Raw genomic sequence first — 13587 nt, 5'->3', positions numbered from 1 at the left:
TTTAATGCCGGAGGCATTAGACGAACAGAATTTGCCTGGCGGCCGTAGCGCGGTGGTCCCACCTGACCCCATGCCGAACTCAGAAGTGAAACGCCGTAGCGCCGATGGTAGTGTGGGGTCTCCCCATGCGAGAGTAGGGAACTGCCAGGCATTAATTAAGTGAAGAGGCCATCCTGAGGGATGGCCTTTTTGCGTTCATGAGTCCGGGTGCAGCCGGATGGCGGCCGCGCCTTATCCGGCCTACAGACTGTGTGCAAAATACCCGGGATGTTTTTACAGGCCGGATAAGGTGTTCACACCGCCATCCGGCATATATGCGCTGTTCTGCCGGATGACGCTGCGCTTATCCGGCCTACGTATGAACCAGATTCAATAACGGATACGGCCTGCCAAGATCGTCTACCTCTGAACGTCCTGTCACTTTAAATCCCATCTTTTTGTAGAACCCAACCGCTTGTTCATTCTGTTCGTTAACGTTGGTTGTTAACTCGGGGGCCAGCGTAAACGCATGCTCAACCAGCAATTTCCCTACGCCGCAGCCACGAACGTCGGGATCGACAAACAGGGCATCCATGTGCTGCCCGGTCAGCAGCATAAACGCGACGGGCTCATCCTGCTCTGTCACTGCCACCCATAACGGCGCTTCTGGTAAAAAAGAACGCACCAGCTCTTCCAGCTCGCTCCGATAGGATGCAGACAGAAAATGGTGCGTAGCATCAACAGAACGACACCAGATAGCAATCAGTTTTTCCCCTTCATCCTGCCGCGATCGGCGAATGCTAATAACCATATTATCTCCTTTTCTTTGTGCTTATATTCTATCGTAAACACCGCCGTGAAACTTTCTCACCTTCAACATGCAGGCTCGACATTAGAAGAATTTCTGGGTATCTTCAGCTATCTGGATGTCTAAACGTTTAAACGTATGTAGTGAGGTTATCAGGTTATGCCAATTCGCGTGCTGGACGAGCTACCCGCCGTCAATTTCTTACGTGAGGAAAACGTCTTTGTTATGACGACATCCCGCGCTTCTGGTCAGGAAATTCGTCCGCTGAAGGTGCTTATCCTCAACCTGATGCCGAAGAAGATCGAAACGGAAAACCAGTTCCTGCGCCTGTTGTCAAACTCACCGCTTCAGGTCGATGTTCAGCTCTTGCGGATTGATGCCCGTGAATCGCGTAATACACCGGCAGAGCATCTGAACAACTTCTACTGTAACTTCGAGGATATCTGCGATCAGAACTTCGATGGGCTGATTGTCACCGGCGCGCCTCTGGGTCTGGTGGAGTTTAATGATGTTGCGTATTGGCCGCAGATTAAGCAGGTGCTGGAGTGGGCGAAAGATCACGTCACCTCAACGCTGTTTGTCTGTTGGGCGGTACAGGCCGCGCTTAATATTCTCTATGGCATTCCGAAGCAAACCCGCACAGATAAACTTTCCGGCGTCTACGAACATCACATCCTTCATCCTCATGCTTTACTGACTCGTGGTTTTGATGATTCATTCCTTGCTCCGCACTCACGCTATGCCGACTTCCCGGCGGCGCTGATTCGGGACTATACCGACCTTGAGATCCTCGCGGAAACCGAAGATGGAGATGCCTACCTGTTCGCCAGCAAAGATAAACGAATCGCGTTTGTAACCGGTCACCCGGAGTACGATGCCCATACGCTGGCCAGTGAATATTTCCGGGATGTTGAAGCAGGTTTAAGTCCGAATGTACCGTACAACTATTTCCCGAAAAACGATCCGCAAAACAAACCTCGCGCGACCTGGCGCAGCCACGGTAATTTGCTGTTTACCAACTGGCTCAACTATTACGTCTACCAGATCACGCCATATGATCTGCGTCACATGAATCCAACGCTGGATTAATCTTCTGTAGCGCACGATCCTAAAGCGTTTCAGCATGTTGAAACAGGCACCTTCGGGTGCCTTTTTTATTTCTGAAATGCCGCTCATCTTGTAATTAAACTTTATTTTTATTGTTATCAATAAGTTAATTGATAATTAAATTAAAAATGGAAATTGTTTTTGATTTTGGAATTTAATTGAGTAGTCTTAGTTGTACTGAACGAAAACCACACAACGATCCTTCGTTCGCATTGGGGATGTATTCGGATCAATGACGAGGAGCTGCATAATGAATCAACAGGCAACGACAACCGATGAACTGACCTTTACCAGGCCGCATGGTGAGCAGGAGAAGCAAATTCTGACCGCAGAAGCGGTAGAGTTTCTGACCGAACTGGTGACGCGTTTTACGCCAAAGCGTAACAAACTCCTCGCTGCTCGTATTCAGCAACAGCAGGATATTGATGACGGTAAGTTGCCTGATTTTATTTCGGAAACCGATTCCATTCGTGAGGGTGACTGGAAAATTCGCGGCATTCCTGACGATTTACAGGATCGTCGCGTGGAAATCACCGGCCCGGTAGAACGTAAAATGGTGATTAACGCGCTGAATGCTAACGTGAAAGTGTTCATGGCCGACTTTGAGGATTCACTGGCGCCGGAGTGGAGCAAAGTGATTGATGGCCAGATCAACCTGCGTGATGCGGTGAACGGCACCATCAGCTACACCAACGAAGCCGGGAAAATCTATCAACTCAAGCCAGACCCGGCGTTACTGATTTGTCGCGTACGCGGTTTACACCTGCCGGAAAAACATGTGACCTGGCGTGGTGAAGCCATTCCTGGCAGCCTGTTTGATTTCGCTCTCTACTTTTTCCACAACTATAAAGCGTTGCTGGCAAAAGGCAGCGGCCCGTATTTCTACCTGCCGAAAACTCAGGCCTGGCAGGAGGCAGCCTGGTGGAGCGAAGTCTTCAGCTATGCCGAAGATCGTTTTAATCTGCCGCGCGGCACCATCAAAGCCACCTTGCTGATTGAAACGCTGCCTGCCGTCTTCCAGATGGATGAGATCCTGCACGCGCTGCGTGACCATATTGTTGGTCTTAACTGCGGCCGCTGGGATTACATTTTCAGCTATATCAAAACACTGAAAAATCACCCGGATCGCGTCCTGCCGGACCGTCAGGTGGTGACGATGGATAAACCGTTCCTCAGCGCCTATTCACGGCTGTTGATCAAAACCTGCCACAAGCGCGGCGCATTTGCGATGGGCGGCATGGCGGCGTTTATCCCGAGCAAAGACGCCGAGCGCAACAATCAAGTGCTCAACAAAGTGAAAGCGGACAAAGCGCTGGAGGCCAATAACGGTCATGACGGCACCTGGATCGCGCACCCGGGGCTGGCGGACACCGCGATGACGGTCTTTAACGAGGCGCTGGGCGAAAACCAGAACCAGCTGTTTGTTACCCGTGATGAAGATGCGCCCATTACTGCCGAACAGCTGCTGGCGCCCTGTGAGGGCGATCGTACCGAAGAGGGGATGCGCGCCAATATTCGCGTGGCGGTGCAGTACATCGAAGCATGGATCTCCGGCAATGGCTGCGTACCGATTTATGGCCTGATGGAAGATGCGGCAACGGCTGAAATCTCCCGTACCTCTATCTGGCAATGGATTCATCACGAGAAAACCCTGAGCAACGGCAAACCCGTCACGAAAGCGCTATTCCGCCAGATGCTGGCCGAAGAGATGCTGGTGATCCAGGATGAGCTGGGAGAGCACCGCTTCAGCAGCGGGCGCTTTGATGAAGCCGCGCGCCTGATGGAGCAGATCACTACCTCTGATGAACTGATCGATTTCTTGACCCTGCCAGGCTACCGCCTGCTGGCTTAACTCACCACATAACAATATGGAGCATCTGCACATGAAAACCCGTACCCAACAAATCGAAGAGTTACAGAAAGAATGGACGCAACCGCGCTGGGAAGGCATCCGTCGCCCGTATAGCGCGGAGGAAGTGGTGAAATTACGCGGCTCGGTCAACCCGGAATGTACGCTGGCGCAGCTTGGCGCGGCCAAAATGTGGCGTCTGCTGCATGGCGACGCGAAAAAAGGCTACATCAACAGCCTCGGCGCACTGACCGGCGGCCAGGCGCTGCAACAGGCGAAAGCGGGCATTGAGGCGGTCTATCTGTCCGGCTGGCAGGTGGCGGCGGACGCTAACCTGGCCTCCAGCATGTACCCGGATCAATCGCTGTACCCGGCAAACTCTGTTCCGGCGGTCGTGGATCGGATCAACAACACTTTCCGTCGTGCGGATCAGATCCAGTGGGCATCCGGCATTGAGCCTGGCGATCCGCGCTTTGTCGATTACTTCCTGCCGATCGTTGCCGATGCGGAGGCCGGTTTTGGCGGCGTACTGAACGCGTTTGAACTGATGAAATCGATGATCGAAGCCGGTGCAGCGGCTGTTCACTTCGAAGATCAGCTTGCGTCGGTGAAGAAGTGCGGCCATATGGGCGGCAAAGTTCTGGTGCCGACGCAGGAAGCCATTCAGAAACTGGTGGCTGCGCGTCTGGCGGCTGACGTGATGGGCGTACCGACGTTGCTGATTGCCCGTACCGACGCGGATGCGGCAGATCTGATAACCTCCGACTGCGACGCGTACGACAGTGAATTTATTACCGGCGAACGCACCAGCGAAGGCTTCTTCCGCACGCGTGCCGGTATTGAACAGGCGATCAGCCGTGGGCTGGCGTATGCGCCTTACGCAGACCTGGTGTGGTGCGAAACCTCCACGCCGGACCTTGAACTGGCGAAGCGCTTTGCCGATGCCATCCATGCGAAATACCCGGGTAAACTGCTGGCCTACAACTGTTCGCCGTCGTTTAACTGGCAGAAGAACCTGGACGATAAAACCATCGCCAGCTTCCAGCAGCAGCTGTCGGACATGGGCTACAAGTACCAGTTCATCACCCTGGCGGGCATCCACAGCATGTGGTTCAACATGTTCGATCTGGCACATTCCTATGCGCAGGGTGAAGGCATGCGCCACTATGTTGAGAAGGTTCAGCAGCCAGAATTTGCGGCGGCCAAAGACGGTTACACCTTCGTGTCCCATCAGCAGGAAGTGGGGACAGGCTACTTCGACAAAGTGACCACCATTATTCAGGGCGGTACCTCCTCAGTGACGGCACTAACGGGTTCCACTGAAGAATCGCAGTTCTGATCCATGCCGGATGGCGCTTACGCTTATCCGGCCTACTCCGAACCGTAGGCCGGATAAGGTGCTTGCTCCGCCATCCGGCAACCGATGAGGACAAACCATGTCGCGTGGCCTGGAATTACTGATTGCTCAAACCATCCTGCAAGGCTTTGACGCGCAGTATGGTCGATTTTTGGAAGTGACTTCCGGCGCGCAGCAGCGCTTTGAACAGGCCGACTGGCATGCCGTGCAGCAGGCGATGAAAAGCCGTATCCACCTCTACGATCATCACGTTGGTCTGGTGGTGGAACAGTTGCGCTGCATTACTGACGGCAAAAGCACCGATGCGGCCTTTTTACTGCGTGTCAAAGAGCATTACACCCGGCTGTTGCCGGATTACCCGCGCTTCGAGATTGCGGAGAGCTTTTTTAACTCCGTCTACTGTCGGTTATTTGACCACCGCTCGCTCACTCCCGAGCGGCTTTTTATCTTTAGCTCCCAGCCTGAACGCCGGTTTCGCACGATCCCGCGCCCGCTGGCGAAAGATTTCTTCCCCGATCACGGCTGGGAACCGCTGTTGACGCGTATTCTCAGCGATCTACCGCTGCGTTTGCCCTGGCAAAACAAAAGCCGTGATATTCATTACATCATTGCTCACCTGACGGAAACGTTCGGAGCGGAGGCTTTGCACCGCAGCCATTTGCAGGTGGCGAATGAGCTGTTTTATCGCAATAAAGCCGCCTGGCTGGTGGGGAAGTTGCTGACCCCTGCCGGCACGTTGCCGTTTTTGCTGCCGATTCATCGCACCGATGAAGGCGAACTGTTTGTCGATACCTGCCTGACCACCACGGCTGAGGCCAGTATCGTGTTTGGTTTTGCCCGTTCCTACTTCATGGTGTACGCGCCGTTGCCTGCCGCGCTGGTTGAGTGGCTGCGTGAGATCCTGCCAGGTAAAACCACCGCCGAGCTGTATATGGCGATTGGCTGTCAGAAGCATGCGAAAACCGAGAGCTATCGCGAGTATTTACTGTATCTGGCGAACAGCGATGAGCAGTTTATTGAAGCGCCCGGTATTCGCGGCATGGTGATGCTGGTGTTTACGCTGCCGGGCTTTGACCGGGTGTTTAAGATCATCAAGGATACGTTTGCCCCACAAAAGGAGATGTCGGCCGCCCATGTGCGCGCCTGCTATCAACTCGTTAAAGAACACGATCGCGTCGGGCGGATGGCCGATACGCAGGAGTTCGAGAACTTTGTGCTGGAGAAGCGGCGAATCGCGCCAGCGCTGATGACGCTGTTGCGTCAGGAGGCGCCGGAGAAAATCATCGACCTTGGCGATCAGATAGTGATTCGCCATCTCTACATTGAGCGTCGTATGGTGCCGCTGAATATCTGGCTGGAGCAGGTGGAGGGCCAGCAACTGCGTGACGCGATTGAAGAGTACGGCAATGCGATTCGCCAGCTTGCCGCCGCCAACATTTTCCCCGGCGACATGCTGTTTAAAAACTTTGGCGTCACCCGCCACGGGCGCGTGGTGTTCTACGATTACGATGAAATTTGCTACATGACGGAAGTGAATTTCCGCGACATTCCGCAAGCGCGCTACCCGGAAGATGAGCTGGCCAGCGAGCCCTGGTACAGCGTTTCGCCAGGGGATGTTTTCCCGGAAGAGTTTCGCCACTGGCTGTGCGCTGACCCAAGAATTGGGCCGTTATTTGAGGAGATGCACGCCGACCTGTTCCGCGCCGACTACTGGCGGGCGTTACAGACGCGTATCCGCGAAGGGCACGTGGAAGATGTTTACGCCTATCGGCGCAAACAGCGGTTTTGCTTCAGATTTGCGACTTGACGCCCGGTGGCGCTGCGCTTACCGGGCTTACACGTGACTGTAGGCTGGACAAGGCGCTTGCGCCGCCATCCGGCAAGCCTTGCTTATCTAAACCCGCCGTATGCCAGCGTGACTTCTTTCGCCGCTTTAATCACCATCGCGCCAAACTCGGTGACACGATCGTCAGTGATGCGGGAAATCGGCCCGGAAATTGAGATCGCGGCAAACGGCTCGCGGTGCTCGTCGTAAATGCACGACGCAACGCAACGCAGGCCAAGCGCGTGCTCTTCATCATCAAAGGAATAACCGCGTTTGCGCGTCTGGGCGAGGTCGTCTTTCAGATGTACCGGCGACACCAGCGTGGCGTGGGTATAGGCATGCAGCCCTTTACGGTGCAGCAGGCCAGTCACCTGCTCTTCGCTGAGTTGCGCCAGAAACGCTTTCCCGGCGCCGGAAGCGTGCATTGGCAGTTTGCCGCCGATGGGCGCAGACATGCGCATCAGTTGTGTGCACTGTACCTGGTCGATAATAATCGCCTGGTGATCGCTCTGATCCAGCACCGCCAGATTGACCGTCTCACCGGAGTCTTCCATCAGTTTGCGCAGGATAGGGTGGACAATCGCCAGCAGGTTACGGCTCTGCAAAAAACTGCTGCCGACGATAAACGCATGGGCGCCCACGGCCCAGTGGCCCAGCTCTCCCACCTGTCGCACAAAGCCCTGCTGCTGCATGGTGGTTAACAAACGGTGAGTCGTGGAGTTCGGCAGGCCCGCCTGCTGCGCCAGTTCGGTCAGCGCGACGCTGCCGTTGGATTCGGCAATCCACTCCAGCAGCTTCAGGCCACGGGTCAGCGACTGAACCTGCCCGGTTGCGGGCGCAGTGGCAGCGGCGGGTTTTCTACCGCGTTTCGCGGGGACAGGGGCAACCATGGCGGACTCCTTTTCTGTATCGTGGAAATCATTTTCGTTTTATTAAAATATAATGCAAGAATTCCTGCACTGATCGGAGGAGTGAAGCTGAACATGTCTCATGTTGCCCGTTGTTCTCTTTTCCGCCTGTCGTGTTTATGCCAGTATGGTTTGTTGGCCTTTTTTCGGTCCAGGTTGAGTGTTGTCGGGAGCAAGTCGTGAGCAGCAAAGTTGAACAACTGCGTGCGCAGTTAGATGAACGTATTCTGGTTCTGGATGGTGGCATGGGGACAATGATCCAGAGCTATCGCCTGAGTGAAGAGGATTTTCGCGGCGAGCGTTTTGCTGACTGGCCCTGCGATTTGAAAGGCAACAACGACCTGCTGGTACTCAGCAAGCCGGAGGTGATTACCGCGATTCATCACGCTTACTTTGAGGCGGGTGCGGATATCATCGAAACCAACACGTTTAACTCCACGACGATTGCGATGGCGGATTACCAGATGGAATCCCTGTCGGCGGAGATCAACTTTACCGCTGCGAAACTGGCCCGCGCCTGCGCCGATGAATGGACGGCGCGCACGCCGGAAAAACCGCGCTACGTTGCGGGCGTGCTTGGCCCAACCAACCGCACCGCATCCATCTCGCCGGACGTGAACGACCCGGCGTTTCGTAATATCTCCTTCGATCAGCTGGTCGCGGCCTATCGCGAATCCACCAAAGCGCTGGTGGAAGGCGGGTCAGACCTGATTCTGATTGAAACCGTCTTCGACACGCTGAATGCGAAAGCCGCCGTTTTTGCGGTGAAAGAAGAATTTGAAGCGCTGGGCGTCGAGCTGCCGATTATGATCTCCGGCACGATTACCGATGCGTCCGGGCGCACGCTCTCCGGCCAGACTACCGAAGCGTTTTATAACTCGCTGCGTCACGCCGAAGCGCTCACCTTTGGTCTTAACTGCGCGCTGGGGCCGGATGAACTGCGCCAGTATGTGCAGGAACTGGCGCGCATTGCCGAATGCTATGTCACCGCGCACCCGAATGCCGGTCTGCCTAACGCCTTCGGCGAATACGATCTTGATGCTGATACGATGGCGAAGCAGATCCGCGAGTGGGCGGAGTCGGGCTTTCTCAACATTGTCGGCGGCTGCTGTGGGACGACGCCGGAACACATTGCCGCGATGAGCCGCGCGGTTGATGGTTTAGCGCCGCGTAAACTGCCCGATATTCCGGTTGCCTGTCGTCTCTCTGGCCTTGAGCCGTTGAATATTGGCGATGACAGCCTGTTTGTAAACGTGGGTGAGCGTACTAACGTTACTGGTTCCGCTAAATTTAAGCGGCTGATCAAAGAAGAGAAATACAGCGAAGCGCTGGATGTCGCCCGCCAGCAGGTGGAGAGCGGCGCGCAGATTATCGATATCAACATGGATGAGGGGATGCTCGATGCCGAAGTCGCGATGGTGCGCTTCCTCAACCTGATTGCCGGTGAGCCGGATATCGCCCGCGTACCGATCATGATCGACTCCTCAAAATGGGAGGTCATCGAAAAAGGGCTGAAATGCATTCAGGGTAAAGGCATCGTTAACTCCATTTCGATGAAAGAGGGCGTGGAAACCTTTATCCACCATGCGAAGCTGCTGCGTCGCTATGGTGCGGCGGTGGTGGTGATGGCCTTTGATGAACAAGGGCAGGCCGATACCCGCGCGCGTAAGATCGAGATTTGCCGCCGGGCGTACAACATTCTCACCAAAGAGGTGGGCTTCCCGCCGGAAGACATTATCTTTGACCCGAACATTTTTGCCGTAGCGACCGGTATCGACGAACACAACAACTACGCGCAGGACTTTATCGGCGCCTGTGAAGATATCAAACGCGAACTGCCGCACGCGCTGATCTCCGGCGGCGTCTCTAACGTCTCCTTCTCGTTTCGCGGCAACGATCCGGTGCGCGAAGCGATTCATGCGGTGTTCCTCTACTACGCCATCCGTAACGGCATGGGCATGGGGATCGTCAACGCCGGGCAACTGGCGATTTATGACGACCTGCCCGCCGAACTGCGCGACGCGGTGGAAGATGTGATCCTCAATCGCCGCGACGATAGCACCGAGCGTCTGCTGGCGCTGGCGGAAAAATACCGTGGCAGCAAAGCCGATGATTCAGCCAATGCGCAACAGGCGGAATGGCGCAGTTGGGAAGTGAAAAAACGCCTTGAGTATTCGCTGGTAAAAGGCATTACCGAGTTTATCGAACAGGATACCGAAGAAGCCCGTCAGCAGGCGACGCGTCCGATCGAGGTTATCGAAGGGCCGCTGATGGACGGTATGAACGTGGTGGGCGACCTGTTTGGCGAAGGCAAAATGTTCCTGCCGCAGGTGGTGAAATCGGCCCGCGTCATGAAGCAGGCGGTGGCGTATCTGGAACCGTTTATTGAAGCCAGCAAAGAGCAGGGCTCCAGCAACGGTAAAATGGTTATCGCCACCGTGAAGGGCGACGTGCATGACATTGGCAAAAACATTGTTGGCGTCGTTTTACAGTGCAACAACTATGAAATCATCGATCTTGGCGTCATGGTGCCGGCAGAAAAAATCCTCAAAACCGCGAAGGAAGTGAATGCGGATTTGATTGGTCTCTCCGGCCTGATTACCCCGTCGCTGGATGAAATGGTCAACGTGGCAAAGGAGATGGAACGTCAGGGCTTCACCATTCCGCTACTGATTGGCGGCGCGACCACGTCCAAAGCGCACACGGCGGTGAAGATTGAGCAGAACTACAGCGGCCCGACGGTCTATGTCCAGAACGCCTCGCGTACCGTGGGCGTCGTGGCGGCGTTGCTGTCTGAAACCCAGCACGATGAGTTTGTCGCCCGTACCCGTAAAGAGTATGAAACCGTGCGCATCCAGCATGCGCGTAAGAAACCGCGCACGCCGCCGGTGACGCTGGCCGCCGCGCGTGATAATGACCTGGCATTTGACTGGGAAAGCTATACACCGCCTGTCGCTCATCGTCTGGGCGTGCAGGACGTTGAGGCCAGTATCGAAACGCTGCGCAACTACATCGACTGGACGCCGTTCTTTATGACCTGGTCGCTGGCCGGGAAATATCCGCGCATTCTCGAAGACGAGGTGGTGGGCGAAGAGGCGAAACGCCTGTTTAAAGACGCCAACGACATGCTGGATAAACTGAGTGCGGAGAAGACGCTCAACCCGCGTGGCGTGGTGGGGCTGTTCCCGGCAAACCGTGTGGGTGATGATATCGAAATTTATCGCGATGAGACGCGTACCCATGTGCTGGCGGTCAGCCATCATCTGCGTCAGCAAACGGAGAAGGTGGGTTTCGCCAACTATTGCCTGTCTGACTTTGTTGCGCCGAAACAGAGCGGCAAAGAGGATTACATCGGCGCCTTCGCCGTCACGGGCGGTCTGGAAGAGGATGCGCTGGCAGAGGCATTCGAGGCGCAGCATGATGATTACAACAAGATTATGGTCAAAGCGATCGCCGACCGTCTGGCGGAAGCCTTTGCGGAATACCTGCATGAGCGGGTGCGTAAAGTTTACTGGGGCTATGCGGCGAATGAGAACCTCAGCAACGAGGAGCTGATCCGCGAAAACTATCAGGGGATTCGTCCGGCGCCAGGCTATCCGGCCTGCCCGGAGCACACTGAGAAGGGCACCATCTGGCAACTGCTGGACGTGGAAAAACACACCGGCATGAAGCTGACCGAATCTTACGCCATGTGGCCGGGCGCTTCCGTTTCCGGTTGGTACTTCAGCCATCCTGACAGCAAGTACTACACCGTCGCGCAAATACAGCGCGATCAGGTGGAGGATTATGCGCAGCGTAAAGGGATGACGGTCGCGGAGGTGGAGCGCTGGTTGGCCTCCAACCTGGGCTATGATGCCGACTAGTTCATAAAACTGTCATTTTTCCTTACAACAAACAGGGTGCTCATCGGGCGCCCTGTCTCTTTATTGTTTTGAAACCCTTATACTGGAAGAAGGTTCACGGGGCTGCTTGCCGGATGGCGGCGTAAACGCCTATCCGGCCTACAAATATCCCCGTAAGCCGGATAAGCGCAGCGCCATCCGGTAAAAAGGCTGAACATCATAATAATGATAAGGAGTACCTGATTCTGTGTTAACTCTGCTACACCTGCTTTCTGCTGTTGCCCTGCTGGTGTGGGGCACCCATATTGTGCGTACCGGCGTGATGCGCGTTTTCGGCGCTCGTCTGCGTACCGTTCTCAGCCGCAGTGTTGAAAAGAAACCGCTCGCCTTCTGCGCGGGTATCGGCGTTACTGCGCTGGTGCAAAGCAGTAACGCCACGACTATGCTGGTGACGTCATTTGTCGCCCAGGATCTGGTCGCCCTGACGCCTGCACTGGTGATTGTGTTGGGGGCCGACGTGGGGACCGCGCTGATGGCGCGTATCCTTACCTTTGATTTGTCATGGTTATCGCCGCTGCTGATTTTCATCGGCGTTATCTTCTTTTTGGGGCGTAAGCAGTCACGCGCCGGACAACTGGGGCGAGTGGGGATCGGTCTTGGCCTGATACTGTTGGCGCTGGAGCTGATCGTGCAGGCGGTGACGCCGATTACTCAGGCGAATGGCGTACAGGTCATCTTTGCCTCGCTGACCGGCGACATCATGCTGGATGCGCTGATTGGCGCCATGTTTGCCATCATCAGCTATTCCAGCCTGGCTGCCGTCCTGCTGACGGCCACGCTGACGGCGGCGGGCATCATATCGTTCCCGGTCGCGTTGTGCCTGGTCATCGGCGCCAACCTTGGTTCCGGCCTGCTGGCGATGCTCAACAACAGCGCAGCCAATGCCGCCGCTCGCCGCGTGGCGCTGGGCAGTCTGCTGTTTAAGCTGGTGGGCAGCCTGATTATCCTGCCGTTTGTCCATGTGCTGGCCGATACGATGGATGCGTTACCGCTGCCAAAATCCGAACTGGTTATCTACTTCCACGTTTTTTACAACCTGGCGCGGTGTCTGGTGATGATTCCGTTCGCCGAACCGATGGCGCGTTTCTGTAAACGTATTATCCGCGATGAACCGGAACTGGATGCCCATCTGAAGCCTAAACATCTGGATGTCAGCGCGCTGGACACGCCAACGCTCGCGCTGGCCAATGCCGCCCGGGAAGCGCTGCGCATTGGTGATGCGATGGAGCAGATGATGGAAGGTCTGAAAAAGGTGATGCACGGCGAGCCGCGCGAAGAGAAAGAGCTGCGCAAGCTGGCGGATGATATCAACGTGCTTTACACCGCCATCAAACTCTATCTGGCGCGGATGCCGAAAGAGGAACTGGCGGAGGAAGAGTCGCGGCGCTGGGCGGAAATCATCGAGATGTCCCTGAACCTGGAGCAGGCCTCGGATATCGTCGAACGGATGGGCAGCGAGATTGCCGACAAGTCGCTGGCGGCGCGGCGGGCGTTTTCCATTGAAGGGCTGAAAGAGCTGGATGCGCTGTATGATCAGTTACTCAGCAACCTGCAACTGGCTATGTCGGTGTTTTTCTCCGGCGACGTCACCAGCGCCCGACGTTTGCGTCGCAGCAAACATCGTTTCCGTATTCTCAATCGTCGTTATTCACATGCGCATGTGGATCGCCTGCACCAGCAGAACGTACAGAGCATCGAAACCAGCTCATTGCATCTGGGACTGCTGGGCGATATGCAACGCCTGAATTCGCTGTTTTGTTCGGTGGCTTACAGCGTGCTGGAGCAGCCGGATGAAGACGACGAGCGGGATGACTATTGATTGCTGATTGCTGATTGCTGATTGCCGGATGGC

The 13587-nt window shown here is 55.5% G+C and carries 8 protein-coding genes and 1 rRNA gene; 7 read left to right on the top strand and 2 right to left on the bottom strand.

The window, feature by feature from the left end; all coding sequences use genetic code 11:
- Nucleotides 1-34 precede the first annotated feature (34 nt).
- Nucleotides 35-150, top strand: a 5S ribosomal RNA gene (gene rrf, locus FD428_RS20220).
- 202 nt (nucleotides 151-352) lie between these two features.
- Here rrf and FD428_RS20215 read toward each other — a convergent pair.
- A complete protein-coding gene (locus FD428_RS20215; protein WP_058668401.1) occupies nucleotides 353-790 on the bottom strand; it encodes an acetyltransferase in 438 nt (145 codons plus the stop codon).
- A gap of 156 nt (nucleotides 791-946) precedes the next feature.
- On the opposite strand from FD428_RS20215, the gene metA reads away from it, so the two are divergent.
- The 4 genes from metA to aceK all read left to right on the top strand — a co-directional run bounded on the left by metA (nucleotide 947) and on the right by aceK (nucleotide 6907).
- The gene (gene metA / locus FD428_RS20210) at nucleotides 947-1876 is read left to right on the top strand and encodes a homoserine O-succinyltransferase (protein WP_012134677.1); all 930 of its coding nucleotides are present in this window, start codon (nucleotides 947-949) and stop codon (nucleotides 1874-1876) included.
- A 268-nt stretch (nucleotides 1877-2144) separates the two neighbouring features.
- Nucleotides 2145-3746 (top strand): malate synthase A, encoded by a 1602-nt coding sequence (aceB, locus tag FD428_RS20205; RefSeq protein WP_104867915.1) that lies wholly within the window; start codon nucleotides 2145-2147, stop codon nucleotides 3744-3746.
- 31 nt (nucleotides 3747-3777) lie between these two features.
- Nucleotides 3778-5082 (top strand): isocitrate lyase, encoded by a 1305-nt coding sequence (gene aceA, locus FD428_RS20200; RefSeq protein WP_024130843.1) that lies wholly within the window; start codon nucleotides 3778-3780, stop codon nucleotides 5080-5082.
- Between the two features lie 97 nt (nucleotides 5083-5179).
- Nucleotides 5180-6907 (top strand): bifunctional isocitrate dehydrogenase kinase/phosphatase, encoded by a 1728-nt coding sequence (aceK, locus tag FD428_RS20195; protein WP_114848718.1) that lies wholly within the window; start codon nucleotides 5180-5182, stop codon nucleotides 6905-6907.
- 83 nt (nucleotides 6908-6990) lie between these two features.
- Here the strand turns inward: aceK and iclR are convergent, their stop codons facing one another.
- The gene (gene iclR, locus FD428_RS20190; protein ID WP_047459716.1) at nucleotides 6991-7815 is read right to left on the bottom strand and encodes a glyoxylate bypass operon transcriptional repressor IclR; all 825 of its coding nucleotides are present in this window, start codon (nucleotides 7813-7815) and stop codon (nucleotides 6991-6993) included.
- Nucleotides 7816-8012: 197 nt separating this feature from the next.
- Between iclR and metH the strand changes: the two genes are divergently transcribed.
- Together metH and FD428_RS20180 are read left to right on the top strand one after the other, a co-directional pair.
- Nucleotides 8013-11696 carry a methionine synthase gene (gene metH / locus FD428_RS20185; protein ID WP_114848717.1) on the top strand — a complete coding sequence of 1228 codons (3684 nt, stop codon included), beginning with the start codon at nucleotides 8013-8015 and terminating at the stop codon, nucleotides 11694-11696.
- Nucleotides 11697-11922: 226 nt separating this feature from the next.
- Entirely contained in the window at nucleotides 11923-13554 is a 1632-nt protein-coding gene (locus FD428_RS20180; protein WP_024130841.1) for a Na/Pi cotransporter family protein, read from the top strand.
- Nucleotides 13555-13587 lie beyond the last annotated feature (33 nt).

Source organism: Citrobacter sp. TBCP-5362, assembly GCF_005406305.1.
Taxonomy (GTDB): Bacteria; Pseudomonadota; Gammaproteobacteria; order Enterobacterales; family Enterobacteriaceae; genus Citrobacter_B; species Citrobacter_B koseri.
The sequence above is the reverse complement of the archived record's forward strand: the minus strand, read 5'-3'. Positions and strand labels throughout refer to the sequence as shown.

What these genes read in the sequence shown, in the direction of transcription:
- iclR (WP_047459716.1), bottom strand. Translation starts at nt 7,815, where the DNA reads ATGGTTGCCCCTGTCCCCGCGAAACGCGGTAGAAAACCCGCCGCTGCC.
- aceK (WP_114848718.1), top strand. Translation starts at nt 5,180, where the DNA reads ATGTCGCGTGGCCTGGAATTACTGATTGCTCAAACCATCCTGCAAGGC.
- metA (WP_012134677.1), top strand. Translation starts at nt 947, where the DNA reads ATGCCAATTCGCGTGCTGGACGAGCTACCCGCCGTCAATTTCTTACGT.
- aceB (WP_104867915.1), top strand. Translation starts at nt 2,145, where the DNA reads ATGAATCAACAGGCAACGACAACCGATGAACTGACCTTTACCAGGCCG.
- FD428_RS20215 (WP_058668401.1), bottom strand. Translation starts at nt 790, where the DNA reads ATGGTTATTAGCATTCGCCGATCGCGGCAGGATGAAGGGGAAAAACTG.
- aceA (WP_024130843.1), top strand. Translation starts at nt 3,778, where the DNA reads ATGAAAACCCGTACCCAACAAATCGAAGAGTTACAGAAAGAATGGACG.